The 18,770-nt window shown below is 45.7% G+C and carries 10 protein-coding genes and 2 pseudogenes; all 12 read right to left on the bottom strand.

The features are described 5' to 3' along the window. Positions 1 to 538: 538 nt before the first annotated feature. Complete coding sequence (locus tag ACERC5_RS05465; protein ID WP_373660348.1) at positions 539 to 919, bottom strand: pneumococcal-type histidine triad protein; 381 nt, start codon at positions 917 to 919, stop codon at positions 539 to 541. A gap of 42 nt (positions 920 to 961) precedes the next feature. Next, positions 962 to 1,890: pseudogene (locus ACERC5_RS05460) on the bottom strand (metal ABC transporter solute-binding protein, Zn/Mn family). Positions 1,891 to 2,218: 328 nt separating this feature from the next. Next, positions 2,219 to 3,286: a PotD/PotF family extracellular solute-binding protein gene (locus ACERC5_RS05455; RefSeq protein ID WP_373659578.1), complete on the bottom strand. Its 1,068-nt coding sequence runs from the start codon at positions 3,284 to 3,286 to the stop codon at positions 2,219 to 2,221. Beyond that, positions 3,279 to 4,055 carry an ABC transporter permease gene (locus ACERC5_RS05450; RefSeq protein WP_373660347.1) on the bottom strand — a complete coding sequence of 259 codons (777 nt, stop codon included), beginning with the start codon at positions 4,053 to 4,055 and terminating at the stop codon, positions 3,279 to 3,281. The genes ACERC5_RS05455 and ACERC5_RS05450 overlap by 8 nt, the downstream gene beginning before the upstream one ends. Beyond that, on the bottom strand, positions 4,052 to 4,846 hold the full coding sequence (locus tag ACERC5_RS05445) for an ABC transporter permease (RefSeq protein WP_373660346.1): 795 nt from the start codon (positions 4,844 to 4,846) through the stop codon (positions 4,052 to 4,054). Before ACERC5_RS05445 ends, ACERC5_RS05450 begins: the two co-directional genes overlap by 4 nt. Beyond that, entirely contained in the window at positions 4,830 to 5,984 is a 1,155-nt protein-coding gene (locus tag ACERC5_RS05440; protein WP_373660345.1) for an ABC transporter ATP-binding protein, read from the bottom strand. Before ACERC5_RS05440 ends, ACERC5_RS05445 begins: the two co-directional genes overlap by 17 nt. Positions 5,985 to 6,038: 54 nt before the next feature. Further along, positions 6,039 to 6,938 carry a UDP-N-acetylmuramate dehydrogenase gene (murB, locus tag ACERC5_RS05435; RefSeq protein WP_373659572.1) on the bottom strand — a complete coding sequence of 300 codons (900 nt, stop codon included), beginning with the start codon at positions 6,936 to 6,938 and terminating at the stop codon, positions 6,039 to 6,041. A gap of 72 nt (positions 6,939 to 7,010) precedes the next feature. Next, positions 7,011 to 8,279, bottom strand: a complete 1,269-nt coding sequence (locus ACERC5_RS05430) for a folylpolyglutamate synthase/dihydrofolate synthase family protein (protein ID WP_373660351.1) — start codon at positions 8,277 to 8,279, stop codon at positions 7,011 to 7,013. A gap of 118 nt (positions 8,280 to 8,397) precedes the next feature. Continuing rightward, positions 8,398 to 8,574: a 30S ribosomal protein S21 gene (rpsU, locus tag ACERC5_RS05425; RefSeq protein WP_018367869.1), complete on the bottom strand. Its 177-nt coding sequence runs from the start codon at positions 8,572 to 8,574 to the stop codon at positions 8,398 to 8,400. Between the two features lie 401 nt (positions 8,575 to 8,975). Then, complete coding sequence (locus ACERC5_RS05420; RefSeq protein WP_373660350.1) at positions 8,976 to 11,312, bottom strand: SHIRT domain-containing protein; 2,337 nt, start codon at positions 11,310 to 11,312, stop codon at positions 8,976 to 8,978. A gap of 21 nt (positions 11,313 to 11,333) precedes the next feature. Beyond that, positions 11,334 to 11,405, bottom strand: a pseudogene (locus tag ACERC5_RS05415) (YSIRK-type signal peptide-containing protein); the annotation flags it as partial. Positions 11,406 to 11,504: 99 nt separating this feature from the next. Then, a complete protein-coding gene (locus ACERC5_RS05410) occupies positions 11,505 to 18,692 on the bottom strand; it encodes a putative Ig domain-containing protein (protein ID WP_373660344.1) in 7,188 nt (2,395 codons plus the stop codon). Positions 18,693 to 18,770 lie beyond the last annotated feature (78 nt).

The following is an 18,770-nucleotide window of genomic DNA, read 5'->3' as shown; positions in this document are numbered from 1 at the left end:
GTCCACTGGTGGAACCATCATCGCATTCACGGTAGTCTCGATTACCAAACACCTATGGTTAAGCGAGTTATCGCTTAACAAAAACACTTTATAAAAATTGTACAGAAAAGGGGTGCCTTTTCACCCTATATGACAAAAAGCCTTGCAATTAGGGCTTTTCATTATCCCTTTCGTTCAAAGATTTCTAAACTTTTACGAGCAATGCTACACACTCGACGTGGTCTGTCTTTGGTAACATACAATTTAACGATTCACGAATCAAAGGTGTCTAAACAAAACGCATCATCTTTAATAGCATTGAAACTATATCTACGGACAGCTAAAAAGCCTTGGAAACAGCTAGTTCCTAGGCTTTTTCTGTATTCTATTGTATCAATTTCCTTACTCCGATTTCTGTCGCAATTACCTTAATCATACTCTATCCTTCTTTTCAATTCATACAACTAACATAGCTATTTAGTTAACTAACATTATACCACACAAGTGAAAAAAGCGTGCCAGTTGGCACACCATAAATACTAATATTTATCTGCTTGGCTCATCGCACATGTGTTGGTGTTTCCTGAGTTAGGTAAAGGTAATACTGATCACCAACCTTGATGATATGCCCATCAGCTACGTCACTAACGATATCCTCTTGCTTTAAGACATAGGCAGGATCATTTAGTACTAAATCTTTACTAATCAGCGCTTCAAAGCCTACCTTACCATTGTAAAAGTGGTAGTGGTCACCGTGACTTGTGACATACCCCTCATCTGTCACCTGCACCACAATCTGCTCTGCGTGATTCCCTTCAGCTTCTGCCACGTCTTCTGGACTTAACTGACTGTCCTTCTCCTGGGAAATAGCTGAGCTGGTTGCTGTTGATTCAACATAGGAGACACGATGATTAGCTGACTCTTGAGAACAAGCTGCCAACACCAGCAAGCAAACCAGGTAAAAACTTAAACAAATTATATTTCATTCTTCCTCCGTCGCTAAAACATCTGCTAAAATCGTCAAATTAGCCTCTAAATTCTCTAAAAATGTCAAATCATTCTTAGGATCTGCTTCCAAGGTGTTCAACTCCTTAAATTGAACTGCTGTTGAAGTTGCCAGAGATTTCGCCAATTTGTCCGAAACTCTTTTTTCAACAAAAATCGTCTTAACCCCGTAGGTTGTGATGAATTCTTTAATCTCTGCCAACTGACGAGGACTAGGCTCTTGAGCAAACACGCCCGTGATACCAAGTTGTTTTAAACCAAAGCGTCTGGCAGTATAGGAGAACGCCGTATGCTGGGTAACAAAGTTTTTTTGTCGGCTACTCTCAAACCGTTGCTGGAATGTCTCGGCCAGAACATCAGCCTTATCTTTGAGAGCCTGAGCATTTTCTTCATAAACGAGACGATTGCTGGGATCAACCTGACTGAGTTGCTCTGCTATGACCAGGGCTTCCTGACCAACCAAGACAGGGTCTAACCAAGTATGTGGATCATAGAGGCTACTATCATCCAGCCCTTCCTTAACAACAAACTTTTCTAAACCCTCAACCCGCTCCAGTGGCAAGGTTTTGGATGCCTCTAACACACGAACCGAGGAACCTTTCAAATTGGAGTCCAATCGACCAGCCCAACTCTCTAAAATGTGGGAGTGGTAAATAAAAACATCGGTATCATAAATGGCTCGGACATCACTCACAGAAGGCTCAAAGTCGTGGATACCTGATGCTGAGTTAATCATGCGAACATCGTTAATGTCCCCAGATACTTCACTGACCAAGGCGTACATGGGTAAAAACTAGTGACAATCTTTAACCCTTTTTTCTCAATATTCTGATCTGACTGAGCACTACAACCAACTAAAGCAATTGAACTAACCAAATAAAAAAACCAGCGCACGAGGGATGCCATCATCTTCTCCTTAATCAGTAAACTACCAGTTAAGAATAGTGTACCAGCTCCCTCCTTAAATGTCAAACAGAAAAACAGCCCGGCAAGATGATGGTCAGCCATCACCATCATCTTGCCCGGTTGCTGTTTAGTAATCCTATTCTTTTTTGATTAGGGAAAGGGCTACAGGTTAAACTGGTGACGACAAGGCTAGCTAGCAATGTCATCACAAATCTCGTTCTAAACAGATCACCCTTAATAAACTTAATCAAGTGTTCGATTCGATCTTAACCTTAGGCTGTTAAAAAATTTCAGCAGCTAGATAAAATTGGTTTTGCTGCTGATAGTCCTATTTCCGATACATCTTAAATTGTAGGAACAAATCGTTATAAATGCCCAGCCATTTCTGACCAAGGTTGTCGTAAACTTCTAGCTTTTCAACGGTTTCCTGACTAGGGTAAAAGGCCTCGTCCTCAGTAATCTCAGCAGGTAAGAGCGCCTTTGCCTTGGTATTTGGCGTGGCGTAACCGATATACTCCGCATTCTGGGCGGCCACTTCTGGGCGCAACATGAAATTGATAAAGGCATAGGCTTCTGCTTCGTGTTTAACCGTTTTAGGGATAACAAGATTATCAAACCAGAGGTTTGAGCCCTCGCTTGGGACCACATAAACCAAGTCCTCATTGGCATCCAGCATCTCGCTGGCCTCTCCTGAAAAGGTCACGCCAATAGCCGCATCCCCCTGAATCATATACCTCTTGAGCTCGTCAGCCACGATGGCCTTGATGTTTGGCGTCAGCTGGTTGAGCCGCTCAGCAACCGCTGTCAGCTCAGCCATGTTCTTTGAATTAAGGCTATGGCCCATGCTGTTCAGCCCGAAGCCCATGACCTCACGCGCCCCGTCCACCAGCATAATGCTGTTTTCAAAGTCAGGATTCCAGAGATCCTCCCAGTGAGCGATTTCCTCATCAATCAGGCTAGTATTGTAAATAATCCCTACCGTTCCCCAAAAATAAGGAATGGAGTAGTCATTACTTTCATCGAAACTCTTGCCCAAAAACTCCTGACCGATGTGCTCTAGCCCCTCCAGTTTAGACTTATCCAGCTTGACCAAAAGGTCCTCGCGCCGCATCTTGTCAATCATGTAGTCACTCGGCACCGCGATGTCATAGGTTGTCCCACCCTGCTTGATTTTGGTGTACATGGCTTCATTACTGTCAAAGGTCTCATACTGCACCTGGATGCCCGTCTCTTCAGTAAACTGCTCCAACAACTCAGAGTCGATGTAGTCCCCCCAGTTATAGACCACCAGCTTATTGCCACCTGTATCATTGGTCTTTTTCATCACGAGACTTATGGAAAATAGCAGAGCGACGATGGCGATAACACCCCCTAAAAAGGCATATAATCTACGCATGCTTGTCCTCCTTCTCTTGAGAGATAAAGTAGTAGCCAATCACCAGCAAGATGCTAAAGAGAAAGACGATGGTTGACAGGGCATTGATTTCAAGTGAAATCCCCTTACGCGCCCGAGAGTAAATCTCCACAGCCAAGGTCGAAAACCCATTTCCTGTCAAAAAGAAGGTCACCGCAAAATCATCCAGCGAGTAAGTAAAGGCCATAAAGTAGCCGGCGATAATCCCTGGGGTCAAATAAGGCAACATGACTTCTTTCATCATCTGAAAACGGCTTGCCCCAAGGTCATAGGCAGCGTTAATCATGTCATCATTCATTTCTTTTAGACGCGGCAGAACCATGAGCACCACGATAGGAATCGAAAAGGCCACATGGCTCAGCAAGACAGAGACCATGCCCAGCTGAAACCCTAAAAAGGTAAAGAGCAAGAGAAAACTAGCACCAATCATGACATCAGGCGCAACCATGAGCACGTTATTAGCTGCCAGAAGGGCATTTTGCGACGACTGTCGCAGCTGATAGATGGTGATAGCCCCAAAGGTGCCAATCACCGTCGCTAGGAGGGCACTCAGAAAAGCCAGGAAAAAGGTCTCCACCAAAATCAACATGAGCCGACTGTCGCCAAACATGGTACCGTAGTGCTCCAAGGTAAAACCAGAAAAGGCATTCATATCCCCCCCAGCATTGAAAGAATAAACAATCAAGTAAACAATAGGAGCATAGAGAATGACAAAGACTAAACCCAGATAAAGATTTGCTAATTTTTTCATTTCCGTCTCTCCTTTGTCACCCACATGGTCAAAATCATAGCCACAATCAGAACGACTCCGATGGTTGAACCCATACCCTTGTTCTGCGTGGTCAAGAAGTGTTGTTCAATAGCCGTTCCCAGCGTAATCACTCGGTTACCACCAATCAGGCGGGTCAGCATGAACAAGCTTAGACTGGGGATAAAAACTGATTGAACCCCTGATCGGACGCCATTAAGCGATAAGGGAAAGATGATCTTGCTAAAGGTCTGCACCTCGTTAGCGCCAAGATCTCGACTGGCATTGACCAAGTTCTGGTCAAGGTCGTCTAGGGCGTTAAAAATCGGCAAAATCATAAAGGGCAACTCGATATAGCTAGCCACAAAAATGAAGGAAAAATCCGTAAACAAAATCTGCTGGGGACCAATCCCAATAAAGCTCAAAAAGCTGTTAATCCCTCCTTGCTGACCGAAAATCCCCATAAAGGCGTAAGCTTTTAACAAGAGATTAACCCAAGTCGGCAAGATAACCAGCATGAGCCAGAGTTGCTTGTGCTTGATCTTGGTCAAGAGATAAGCTAAAGGATAGGCGACGACTAGGGTAATCAGGGTGATGACACCAGCGTAGAAGACCGAATTAAAACTCATCCGCAGATAGGTGTTACTGCTGAAAAAGGTCTGATAGTTGGCAAGTCCAAAGTTCCCTTGCACATCAAAGAGCGACTGCCAAAAAATCAAGGCGACAGGCGCAACGACAAAGAGAACCAGCCAAAGGTAGTAAGGGACAGCCAGGAAACTAGAGGTTTTCTTCATAACGTTCCTCCTCAATAGCATTGATGAGACCGTCCTCAACCTCCTCAACCTCGACATACTCCTCGATACGAGCGTCAAACTCCTCTTCAGTCTCGTTGAGACGCATGATATGGATGTCTTCTGGCTCAAAGTCTAGCCCAATGACCTCTCCGACAATGGCCTTTCTGGTCGAATGAATCATCCATTCGTTACCGAGGTCATCGTAGGCGATAATTTCATAGTGAACCCCTCGAAAGAGCTGGGTATCAACCTTAACCTGCAACTTGCCCTCTTCTGGCAGGGTAATCTGCAAATCCTCTGGACGGATGACCACCTCAACAGGTTCATTAGGGCGCATCCCTCCGTCCACAGCTTCAAATTGCTTGCCGTTAAATTCCACCAAATAATCCTTAATCATGGTAGCAGGCAAGATATTGGATTCGCCGATGAAAGTTGCCACAAAGTTGTTAATGGGCTCGTCGTAGATGTCAACTGGCGTCCCTGATTGGACAATCTCGCCTTCGTTCATGATAAAAATCCAGTCACTCATGGCAAGCGCCTCTTCCTGATCATGGGTGACAAACACAAAGGTGATGCCTAAACGCTGCTGGAGCTCACGGAGCTCATACTGCATCTCCGTCCGCAATTTCAAATCAAGAGCTGATAGGGGCTCATCCAGAAGCACCACCCGCGGTTGATTGATAATGGCACGGGCGATGGCTACCCGCTGGCGCTGACCGCCAGACAATTTCTGAATAGGCCGCTTATCATAACCCTCCAGACGTACCATTTTCAAGGCTTCTACCACACGACGGTCTATCTCAGCCTTGTCCACCTTTTTCAGTTTGAGTGGGAAAGCCACATTCTCATAGACGTTCATGTGGGGGAAGAGGGCATAGTTTTGGAAAACGGTGTGGACATCCCGCTTGTTGATTGGGACATCGTTAATCCGTTTGCCATCCAGATAGACATCACCGCTAGTCGCATCAAGAAGTCCTGCAATGATGTTCAGTATGGTTGATTTTCCTGAACCAGAAGCCCCCAAAAGGGTATAGAACTTCCCTTCTTCTAGTTCAAAATTAATATTTTTCAGCACCTGCGTGCCACTATCCTCGAATGTCTTTGTGACATTCTTAAAGGCGATAATCGGTTGTGTCACTGCCTGTTTTCCTCACTTTGTCTTATTTCTATCGGACTAATCCACTCAAGAGGATTATCCCTTTTCTCCAATCACTCGTACTTCTGTCTCAAGCGCAATGCCTGTTCGTTCTTTCACGACAGCCTGCACATGGGCAATTAACTGTTCATAATCTTGGGCAGTGCCATCAGCCACATTAACCATAAATCCTGCATGTTTGGTTGAGACTTCAACACCACCGATACGGTGACCTTTGAGATTAGCTTCCATGATGAGCTGACCTGCAAAATGTCCGACTGGTCGCTTAAAGACAGACCCACAGGACGGAAACTCCAGTGGTTGCTTGAGCTCGCGTAAATGGGTTAATCGCGCCATCTCTTGACTAATCAATGTGTAATCACCTGGTTTTAGAGCGAACTTAGCAGAGATAACAATATCCCCTGTCTCCTGAATAATGGAATGGCGGTAACCGAAACGCATGTCCTTGGCTTCAATGGTTTTTATCTCGCCTGATGAGGTCATCACCTTGACAGATAGTAGGATATGAGCAATCTCACCACCGTAAGCACCAGCGTTCATAAATACTGCCCCACCGATGCTGCCAGGAATGCCACAGGCAAACTCGAAACCAGTCAAACTGTGAAACTGAGCAACTTTGGTCGTTTCAATCAAGTTGGCCCCTGCTTCTGCTTCAATAACATAGCCATTAACCGTCACTGTATTGAATTTATCAAACATGATGACAAAGCCACGAATACCCCCATCGCGAACGATGATATTGCTTGAATTTCCCAAAACCATCCAAGGAATGTTTTCCTGATTGGCAAAGCGAACGAGGCGTTCCAACTCAAATTTGTTTCTAGGAAATGCAAGGTAGTCAACCGGACCACCAACTTTTGTGTAGGTATAGGGTTTCAGTGGCTCGTCAAACCGAATATCGATACCTGCTAAGGTGTCTATGATGTGTTGTTTCATGTGTCGTTATTATTCTTTTCCGTGTCAAACTAATTGCACAAATAGAGCAATCTTACCTATTATACCAAAAGCTCAAGCATTTGACGAGCCTTGAGGTGATAAAAGATGTCGTCTCACTTGACCAATAAAATAAAGTGAGCCTGTAATGACAAAAAGATCTTCTTCTCTTGCTTCCTCCAACCGCGCTAGCCATTTTTCAAAAGACGCTACACGGGGATAAGCTTCAGGGTAAGCCTCTAGGGCATAGGCCTTGGGATAATCAAATGTCGTGACGGTCAGGTCAGCAAAGCCTTGTAGCTGCTGCAACATAGAGTGAGCAGGCTTGGTATCTATGGCCGCAAATAGAATATGAATCGTCTTGTCAGCATAATCTTGCTGTAAGACATCGACTAGAGCCTTGATGCTTTCATCATTATGGGCACCATCAATCATGAGGTTGGGGAAGATAAACTCTGTCCGCCCCAACCAAAAGCTCTTGGCTAGAGCATTTTTGATGTGCTCATCAGTAAGATTTGGGTAAGTCTTTGCTAACAGGCGACTGGTCATCAGCGCTAGACTAGAGTTTGATACCTGGTGTTGACCTGGCATGGCCAATACGAGATTTGTTAATTGCCCCTCTTCGTCAGAAAAGGTGAGACCTGTGTCAGTCTCTGTCAGGTCAAAATGTTTGCCCTTTTCATAGATAGGGCTGGCTAGACGTTCAGCTGTTTGGTAAAACAGTTGGCGGACCTCCAAACGATGTTCAGCAAAAATTAAAGGAACCCCTCTCTTTAGCACACCGATTTTCTCACCAGCAATCGCCAGATGAGTATCTCCTAGAAAATTCTGATGGTCAAGACCAATCGAGGTACAAATAACTGCCAGCGGGGTAAACACATTGGTCGAGTCATACCGACCGCCCAAGCCCGACTCAATCACCACTAAATCGACTGGATGTAACCGAGCAAAGTAAATAAACATGATTAGGGTTATTAGCTCAAACTCCGTCACAGGACCAAAGTCCGTCTCGCTTTCCAAACGAGACACTACTGGCTGAAGGAGCTCAACCGCTTTGACAAAATCCTCACGACTGATCATATGACCATTAATCGCTATTCTCTCTCTAAAATCCATGATAGACGGCGAGGTGAAGGTGCCGACAGTATACCCTGCCTCCTGAAAGATATGTCTTAGATAGTTAACCGTTGAACCCTTGCCATTTGTCCCAACCACATGGATGGCAGCTAGCTGATGTTGAGGGTTGCCGAGTTGCTCTAATAGCCACTGAACACGCTCTAAACCTGGCGTTATCCCAAAACTTAAGCTCGTTTTCAACCATTCAAAAGCCTCTTGAAAATTGATCATTCCTTTTCCTCTTTAAGTCTCTATAGACCCAAATCATCCAGCGCTAAAAAACAAGATAGAGGCGAGGACTTAAGTCCCAGCCTCTATCACAGTCATTGTTTGCGCTCGCTAAACATTAGAATTTCTTACGTTTACGAGCAGCTTCTGATTTGCGTTTGCGTTTCACAGACGGTTTCTCATAGTGCTCACGTTTACGCACCTCTTGAAGAGTACCAGCTTTCACAACCGCACGTTTGAAACGACGGAGTGCGTCGTCAAGTGACTCATTCTTACGGACAACTGTTTTTGACATATTTTTCACCTCCTCAAGATAATGTAACATTTTCACGTTCTTAGCCATTCTACCGAAAAATAGCAGATTTGTCAAGAGATTTGCAAAGTTTTTTGACGTTTCTCTATTAGAAATTTGTAGATCCGAATCTTAAAACATCAAGAAAAACCAACAATTTTAGCCCAAAGTAAAGTTGATACGGAGCCTGCTTGCCTGGGGAGCAAACGATGTACCCTGATATGAAAACTGCAAGCTAGGGTTGACCTAAAACAGGTCTTATAGCTAGCTAATCTCCTATACTAAAACAGTGACTCACGGCAATTGTGAATCTCTGTTTTTTGAGCTGAAAATTCTCTTTGTCTGAACTCAGTTATTAGTGACTATCCAATAATCAACTGTAGTTAATAAGAGCCATCAACACTTTAATCATCATGCTTCTTACGCTTAATAATAACGACTGCTAGTCCTGATATTAAGAATATAGTTCCACCTAAAGCAATAATTAGCGGTAAGGTATTTGAGTCAATCTGCTGTACCGTTTCATTTGATGGTTGAACAGAAGGTTTCGATGATAGAATATCCTCTGAGCTATCTGCTGACTTCAATGATTCCGGTTCAGTCTGAGTAACCGTCAAAGAAGGGATTGAAGACGTCGAGGGTTGACTAGTAGATGAGAGTCGTGACTCTATGTCTAGGTTACTCCTATATACACTTTGCTGAATAGAAGGGAATACAGTTTTATCCACTCCCATCGAAACATTATCTGTCTTTTCTGCTGGAGTGACGAGCTGATCAGAGGTCGCATCAGCCAATTTAGCTTGGGCGGCTTGGGCTGTGCTTTCTGCGGCTTCTACCTTACTTGTTGCCTCGGCGATAGCCTTGGCTTCCGCTCCTTCCTCACTGTCCAAGCGACCGTTGCTATTGCTGTCGGTGATTGCTGGGCTAGCCGGAAGAGATACGGCACCTAGGCGACCTTCCAAGGCTGTCTTAGCGCTACCTGATGGCAAGCTGTCGACAGCACGTCTAGCTTCTGATAGGGCTGTACGCGCTTCAGCGATGGCCTCATCAACTGCGGATTTCTCCGTTGGAGTGACGAGCTGATCAGAGGTCGCATCAGCCAATTTAGCTTGGGCGGCTTGGGCTGTGCTTTCTGCGGCTTCTACCTTACTTGTGGCAATACGTTGATCACCATCAAGACTATTTTTGACGGTGGATAGGCTCGTCAGTGCTTCTCGGATAGCAGTCAAATCTGATTGACTATTTGCTAGAATAGCACGTGCCTTAGCCAGTGACTGATCATAAGCCAAACGATTGCTTGCTTGCTGATAGTTTTGAGTTGTCAAGATTCTGTTAGAAAGAATAACTTCTGTTTCCAGCTCTGCTATTGCCGCCAATAACTCATGATTTTTAACAAACTCCCAGGTACCAATGAAGCGTAATGGACTATCTTGAACTAGTTGACTAGTTTTATCCCAGCCTTCAAAGCGCCAAATACCACGAGCTTCTAACTGATCTTGGAACGTTTCTGGAGGAGTGACCTGTGTCCCCTGCACTACTCCTATTTGATCAATCGGTTTTAACTTTTGAACGACTTCTGGCAATTGACTGCCATCGGTTGAACGAAATTCATAAGTCACATCATAACGAGTGATTGGTATAAATTCCCAGATACCTACCACTTCATAGTTAGAACTAGGAACTCGGTTAACTGATTTATCCCAAGACAAACGATAAGTTCCTTCGGATCTAGTAATTACCTCACCATCTTGTGGGAAATCAATCACTTCACCTATCTTCTTGCTCACAGCTACTGGTGGTACTAGCCCCTCGGGTGCATGCTCATAACGATAGCTAATGGTATAACTAGGCTGAGCATTAGTATCTTGTCTTGCAAACAAACTAAGTGGAACTGTATCTTCTGAACCATCGGTTGTATAGAGAACAGTTAAAGTACCATCATGGTTAAACCTTATTTTGTAAACGCCCTCATAGTTAACAAAAACAGCAGTTTCCGTATCATCAAATGAAACGGTATAGTCGAACGTTAACGCCTCTAAAAGTGCTTTTTCATCATCTTCACTTAAGCGACCATTAAGGTTACTCACCAAAATTTTATGATTTTCTGCGAAGCCTTTAGATAACTCTTCATGCTCTCGACGAGCAGTTGTCGCTGTACTTTCGATATAATTCTCCAAGCTCGTCAAATCATTTAACATCTTATAGAGGGGATTTTGTTGCTCAAAACTTGGCATGAGGCGCTGATAAACCGAAGCGATTGGCGTAATATCGTTAGTAAGCGGTAGCATTTCCTCATAAGCAACTTTAAGATCCTGATAAGTTCTATCTATTGCCTGTTCGATAGTCTCGTGGTCCTCTCGAAAAATAATACCCCACTGATTTTTTCTGGCGAAAATAGCTTGTGCTTTCGCTAAATTTTCGCTAGATTTACTCGCCATACTCGGTAAAACATCATAAATAGACTGCGCCTGTTCAAGCAATGTAGTGGCCTCAATCACTTTTTGTTCATATCTTTCCCAATCAGCAGGCTTGTACCAGACAGACTGACGCTGAGAATAAGCATCAAGTTTCGCCTGCAACTTTTGAACATACTGATTAAATTGGTTAATTCTAACCTGACTACTAAAAAGGTCAGTATATGATTGTAGATTAATGACCTGCTGTTTTAAATCTGCAGCTGTATCGATAATATATTGATTTTTATTAAAATCTTGAGCTTCTGATGCATAAGCTTGTTGCAATGGTGTAACAGCTGGACCTAACCCAATTAAAACTGATGCCGCACCTATAGATAATTTTCTAATTGAATATTTTAAATATCTCTCCCATTTCATCCGTCAATTCTTTCATTTATTATAAACAAATAGTCACTTGCTTTAAAATAAGTGACTATTTGTGCTAGAGTTCGTCCGTCAAGACATTGTTCTAATCACTTATTTTTTCCGACGTGATTTATTAACAAACATCGCACCACCCAACAATGTCATATAGCCAGCAAGTTCAAGGAAGACTGCATTGTCAACTCCCGTATTTGGTAGTTGTGCTGTGCTTGTCTGACTTGTAACAGTAGCTTTCTGACTTGTATATGCTAATGGTTGCATGTCATGTGAGCTGACAGACCCATTAGTACCAGTTGAATGATTTGAATCGGTCTGACCATCGCGTCCGTCTTTACCTGGTGTTCCTGGTTGACCGTCGCGACCATCTTTACCTGGTTGTCCTGGTTGACCATCGCGTCCGTATTTACCATTTGTGCCGTCACGGCCATCGCGACCATCTTTACCTTTCGGTACGATGATTTCTTTGCCGTCTGAGAAGGTCACTTTGATGTCGCCACTTGGCAGAGTTTCGGTGTTGGTGATGGTTACGGATGTACCGTCTGCACCCTTCTCACCATCTTTAACCTTGACTGGGTCACCGATTGGCGCACCGGTGTCTGGGTCTTTGAAGGTGATTGTGGTCACACCATCAGCACCTTTGACTGCTTCAACAACTGGAGTCTTGCCGTCTTTACCGTCACGACCATCCTGACCTTTCGGTACAACGATTTCTTTACCGTCTGAGAAGGTCACTTTGATGTCGCCACTTGGCAGAGTTTCGGTGTTGGTGATGGTTACGGATGTACCGTCTGGACCCTTCTCACCATCTTTAACCTTGACTGGGTCACCGATTGGCGCACCGGTGTCTGGGTCTTTGAAGGTGATTGTGGTCACACCATCAGCACCTTTGACTGCTTCAACAACTGGAGTCTTGCCGTCTTTACCGTCACGACCATCCTGACCTTTCGGTACAACGATTTCTTTACCGTCTGAGAAGGTCACTTTGATGTCACCACTTGGCAGAGTTTCGGTGTTGCTGATGCCAACTGAGGTACCGTCTTGACCGGCTGCACCATCTTGACCGTTAGCACCTGCTGCACCAGTTTCACCTTTTTCACCTTGGTCACCTTGGTCACCTTTTTCACCACGTTCACCTTTGGCACCTGTCGCTGGAACGCCAGTGTCTACACCGTTAACGTGCCAGTTGCCGTTTGTACCAATGATGATGGTTGCTGTAGCCGCATCTTTACCGTTAAGACCGTTCGTACCATTTGCTGGGATACCAGTGTCTTTACCATTGATGACCCATGTGTTTGTTGCTGGGTTAATCGCTACTGAACCTGGTTGACCGTTTGTACCGTTTGCGCCATTTGAACCTGTCGCTGGGATACCAGTGTCTTTACCGTTGATGAACCAGTTGCCGTTGTCGCCGATAACGATCGTGTTAGCTGTTGTTGTGCCATCTTGACCATTCTTACCTGCTACACCGTCTTGACCTTTGGCTGGAATGCCTGTGTCTGAACCATTGATGAACCAGTTGCCGTTGTCGCTAACTGAAACGGTTGGTGTTGAACCATTAGCACCGTTTGCACCGTTCGTACCAGCTGCTGGGATGCCTGTATCAGCACCGTTCACATGCCAGTTGCCGTTTGTGCCGACAGTAACTGTTGGGGTTGCACCGTCAGTACCAGAGATACCAGCTTTACCGTCAACACCATTTGTGCCGGCTGAGCCAGTTTCACCTTTTTCACCTTGGTCACCTTTTTCACCTTGGTCACCTTTGGCACCTTTAGGAATGATGATTTCATTGCCATCTGTGAAGGTTACTTTGATGTCGCCGTTTGGTAGGGTTTCAGTGTTGCTAATGCCAACTGAGGTACCGTCTTGACCGGCTGCACCATCTTGACCGTTAGCACCTGCTGCACCAGTTTCACCTTTTTCACCTTGCTCACCTTTTTCACCACGTTCACCTTGCTCACCTTTTTCACCACGTTCACCTTGCTCACCTTTTTCACCACGTTCACCTTGCTCACCTTTGTCACCATCTGCGACAAAGGTAGTTGATACGACGGAATTATCATCAGTGTAGTAAACGATGATGTTGTGACCTGACTTGCCACCGACATTAGCAGGCTCACTCTTCACTGAAATCTGACGAGCGTCTTGACCTGCTGCGCCATCTTGACCGTTAGCAATAAAGGTTTTGGTGATTTCTTCGCCATCTAGGCTGAAGATCACCCAGACACCGGTCTTGCCGTCTTGTGTGTCTGGTCGAGTTGTCACGGTTGGGGTTTTACCGTCTTTATCGTCGTTGCCTTGGGTAATTTTCGGTACGGCAGTTGCTGTGATGTGGTCACTTGGAGCACCTGATTGGCGTGTTTGGCTGACGATGACATTCTCACCTTTGACGAATGGTGCGTTAGCATCAATGCTCCATACACCACCTTTAACCGTTGTTGATTTTTGAATGCCGTCTGGTAGGATGACATTAATCGTTGCCCCCTCGATACCTTTACCTGTCACCACGGATGACCCTTCAATCATTGGATTAATCACTGGGACGGTTGTTGTTGGCAGGGTATCGCTAGGTAGTACATTGATTGTCAAGTATTTCTCGTATTTGAGTCCACCATTATCAGTCGTGTGTTGGGCACGAAGTTTGAAACGAATCAAGCCGACGCTAAACGGTGAACCTGATAGCGTGTTGCTATCCTTGTCATACACCAGACCGTAACGCTCCAGGAGGTAATCAGCCATCTCATCTTCAGGAATAATTCCCCCACCAGGGGTGTAAATGGATAGGTTACTCAAATCAGTGTGACTAATTTTAATCGGGGTGATTGGCTTGTTGACTTGGACCGTTTGGTCGTTGTCCGCGATGGAAAGCTCAACCGGCAAGGCAGTCACCTCGATGGTTACCTCTTTGGAGGTTTTCGGGTTACCAGAGACAGGATAGTTAGCGTCAACCGTAAAGGTATAGGTACCAACCCTCGTTGGTGTTCCTGAGATGGTCTTGGTATCTGGGTTATAGGTCAGACCCGGGATACTCTGGATGTAGTCTCCAAGTTTCTCACCGTTAACAGTCAGTTCTGCCCCTGGTGAGGTCTCAATCTTAACCTCATCAATCGGGGTCAAGACCTGCTTGGTCTGACGCTCTGGCGTCACTGTCAGATTAACCGCTACTGGATTGACAGTTATAACGATTTCTTGCGTCGCAGTTGTCAGATTAGCGCCGACCAATTTCTGCTCAAGATTTGTGTTCACCGTGATTCGGTGGGTACCAACTGCAGTCGGTATTCCTGAGATGGTCTGAGTTCCTTCATCATAGCTAAGACCTGACGGCAAATTGATTGGACTAAGCGTCGAATACGCATCCTTTTGCAAGACAATCTGTGTAATAGCCTGAGTGGCATCGATGGTTTGCTCAGCAAGCGTGGCCTGAAGACTCGGTGCGATCGGGGTCAGCTTGAGGGTGACATACTTGGTCAGTTTACCGCTCCCTTTCTCCACAGAGTTGGTCGCCACCACCGCAATTTCATAGGTGTCTTTTAGAACCTCTCTGTATATACCATCGTCATCTAAAACAAATTGCTTAGTTATCCCATCTGTTGGGCGACCGATGATGGTCTGAGTGCGATGATCATAGTAGACCCCTACTGGGAGATTTTGTACTTCGATGGTCACCCCTGGATCAGCCGTGATCTTAACCGGTTGCATGTTTTCAACCGTTGAGAAGGTCTGCTCTTCATTGGTCAGGCTGAACTTAGGATTAACGGGAACAACGGTGACGTCGATTCTCTCCCAGGTATATTGATTATTTTTACTTAGGTTGGGAGGTAACAATCGTGGTTCTAATTCTCCGCTTTCAACCAAGTTTTCTGGAAGTCCTGCTAAAACATAAAACGTGTATTTGCCCACTGTTGTCGGTGTCCCGGTGATGGTTTTATCCGCAGGGTTATAGGTCAGACCTGGTGGCAGAGCAACTTCAGGATCAACTTTCTTGTTATCCGCATAAAAGGTTAGCGTGGAGTGAAGGTCTTTGGTCAGAGTGATGGGTTTAAAAGCATCGCTATCGACCTCAAGACGTTGCTCTTTATTATCAGCAGTTAGGCTGACTGTTCGTCCTGTGATGGTGATGTACAGCCACGCCCAGTCCGACCGCACTAGACCATTGCTGCCTTTGACAGTGATATTCGCTCTAAGGCTGATGCCCCCAGTTCTTGTTGGTGTCCCGGTGATGACATTTCCAGTCAGGCTCAAACCATAGTTAGAGAGTATTGTTGCGACGTTATCATCATAGGTCACCCTAGCATCTTGAGGGATGTTTTCAAACTTGATGCCATCAACCTTGTCCAAGACCTTAATGGTGACGTTCTCATCTGCTACCTCAAACCGATCCGGTGTGACCACCAGCTTGATGAGGGTCAATTTGACCAGACCGTCTTTTTCGACAACAACTGGCACATCGTAGGTGCCCTCATAGAGACCGCGACCGGTGATGGTCTTGTCGCTCGGGTTAAAGCGGGTACCCTTAGGCAGTGTCGTGGTGTCGATCCGCAGACTAGCCCCCTCGGTATGGGTGATGGTCATGGTCTCCCAACTATCGCCCTCTTTAACGGTCTGATTCGCATTGCTCACTTCAAGGGTCAGGTCGTTGACTTGACCTGGCTTGACCTCATAGGTAAAGTCCGTATAAGTTTCAGATGTACTGCCATCGCCATTGATATAGGTCACATAGAGGCGTGCCGTCTGGTTAGCATCGGTTTTTTTGGTAGCAAACACCTCAAGTCTCTTGTTATCGCCATCTGTAGTAATGACGGCATGATTAGGTGCATAGTCAATCCGCATGCTAGAGATGGTCGTGCCGCTCTCCATGGCAACTGGAATCGGAGCGTCAGTCTTGCCCTCCTCCCAGACTTGGTGAGGGATCTTAACGATAGCATCGGTGACTTCAAAGACAAACTCACGCACAGGAGCGTTGTCCCCGAAGTGACCATCGACAGCCTTGACTTCGAAACTATAGCGACCTGGGTTTAGTTTGTTCCCTTCTTTCTTAACCACCTTGGCTTCATGGATGTCACCCTTGTCAGTGCGGCTGATCGGCTCCAGAGCGATGCCTGGTGGCAGGGTTTTCTCGATGATCCAGGCGTTGTCTTTGTTGAGGACGACCTTACCGAGCTCTTGTCTAGCCGTCTCAGCTGGGACACTAACCAGACCAGAAGTGCCAGATATCCGGTCAGGATTGCCTTCAAACTGCACGTCCGCATTGGTCAAGGCGCCACCCAGAGAACGCTCGATTGTTTTTAGGTTGAGGTTAAAAGTCTTGACAACACCAAAGTTATCGGTAATTTGCACTGTAGCTTTATAGTTCCCTGCTGTTTTGGGTAACTTTGTGAAATGGAGGTAGTAGATAGGCTTGTCCTCGGAATAAATGTATGGCTTGTCTACAGTTGTGGAATTATATATCGAGTGATTCACGGACACTGTAGAAGCCCTACCTGAATAATAAGATTGAGGAAGATTTTCTGTGGACCGTATGTCTAGCAACTTAACTGTTACACCCTCGCTAGCTGATAGCACCTTGAAGTCAGTAATTTGTAAAGCTAGGCTGTCATCATTGAATGTCTTGTAGTGATCCAGACCTGCAAAAACGGGAACCGTTGTCAAATATTTTTGGGTATCTTTAGTGGCATCACTAACCTTCTGATTGGGGCGTACATAATAACCAAACGGCGTCGTGGTTAGTTGGATATTGTAATCAAAGGTGGTCTTATTTGTAGGTAAAAAGTCACTCTCCCGTACTGAACTTTCGATTTCCATCGTAACTTTTACTGGGTTATCATCTTTCTCATAGGAACTGGTAGAATCATTTCTAAATCTCTCCCAACGATCTCCACCAGTATAGAAATACTCCGTACTATAAGGAGAATCAGCGTCGTCATAGAGGAAGAAACCATAAACAGGTATCTTTTCAATAGTTACTGGAATGCTCACCTCCACTCCTGAGTCAAGTTTGGACTTAAAGCCGACATTGTAGGTCTTGGGTTGTATACTAGACAGGTTGATATCGCCTCGGATATAGCCTGATGTGACATCCAGGCTCAGACCTAGTTCTTTAGCATCATCGGTCAACTCTAACTGATCAGCTTCGATACGGCTAAAGCCGATTTTGAAGACCAGCGGCACCACCTGGTTGCTGCCGTTGTCTTTATAGATCGGGTTGTCATTTCCCAAACTTATTTTTCCATCAGAACTTGGGTAATCAGTAAAGTTCTCGATGGTCAAGTAGGGCTTGTCCTCGCTGACTGAGCTTTCCACCTTGCGGGTGCGGCGGCTTTTAGCGGTGTCGTTTGACTCCACGACAAAGACCAGGACGTTTTCCTGTTGGGTTTTAATGGTTTGGGTCAGGAGTTTTGCAGCGTTGACTGGCAGGCGGTAGTTGTCGAGCTTGGTCACAGTGGTAAGAGCAGTTGCTTCCTCAGTGATGACAGCCTCAGCCTGATCGCTCTCGGCGAGGACGGTATGGGTCTTGTTTTCGCTGTAGAGGACTTCCTTGGTCGTCGCATCGACATAGTCCACTCGGTAGCTGATTGCTACCTCACGCGCCGTGGCATCACCAAAGCCCTCCACCTCATAGGTGATGACATTGGCAGCCCCCTCGGTGATCTCAGCCGTCCGTGCTGTCGGCAGACCATCTGGGACGTAGTAGTTTTCCAGTTGACTGTCATTGACCAACTCAGCGCCGTTTTCGTTGACGGTTGCTGTTGCAACAGCCTCGGTCGTTTCAACAACCTTGGTCTTGACCACACTGTGGACGACCTTGCCAATCGCCTTGCTGACGTACTGGACCGTATAGCTGATGATGGCAGAGCGTTTGACTGGGGTCTCAGCTGCAGGTTTTTCCTGCTCTGTTGTCTCAGTAGCTGTTTTAGCGACCGCTCCTTCAGACACTGCAGGCGCCGCTGATGGTGCCGTGGTCGCTTCAGTCGCTGTTGTGGTTGCCTCAGCAACTGTTGACGCCGCTGGATCTACCTCTGCTTCAGCAGAGACTGAGCTTGCCTCAGGCGTTTCAGGTGTTTCTGAGATGATCAGGCTGTCGGTTTCGACCGTGCCTGATGAGCTAGAGGTTTCTGTCGCAGACGCCCCATCACTGTCTGATGGTGAGGACTGATTAGCTACCTCCTCAGCCTGAGCCCCCGTCGCAAAGAACAGGGTCACTAGCAAGGCTGACGACGCCCCGTAAGCCTTGAACTTACGAATCGAAAAAATCTGTTTCGTGTCACGTTTAAAGCGTTTAAACATAGTGTTTTCTTTGTGTTTTCTTTCTATATATCTATATAATACAAAATAAGTCAGTATTACTGTTAAAAGCCACGCCCC

The sequence above is a fragment of the Streptococcus sp. E24BD genome, from assembly GCF_041807825.1.
GTDB classification, from domain to species: domain Bacteria; phylum Bacillota; class Bacilli; order Lactobacillales; family Streptococcaceae; genus Streptococcus; species Streptococcus entericus.
Note: the sequence above shows the minus strand (reverse complement) of the source record. Positions and strands in the feature narration are given on the sequence as shown.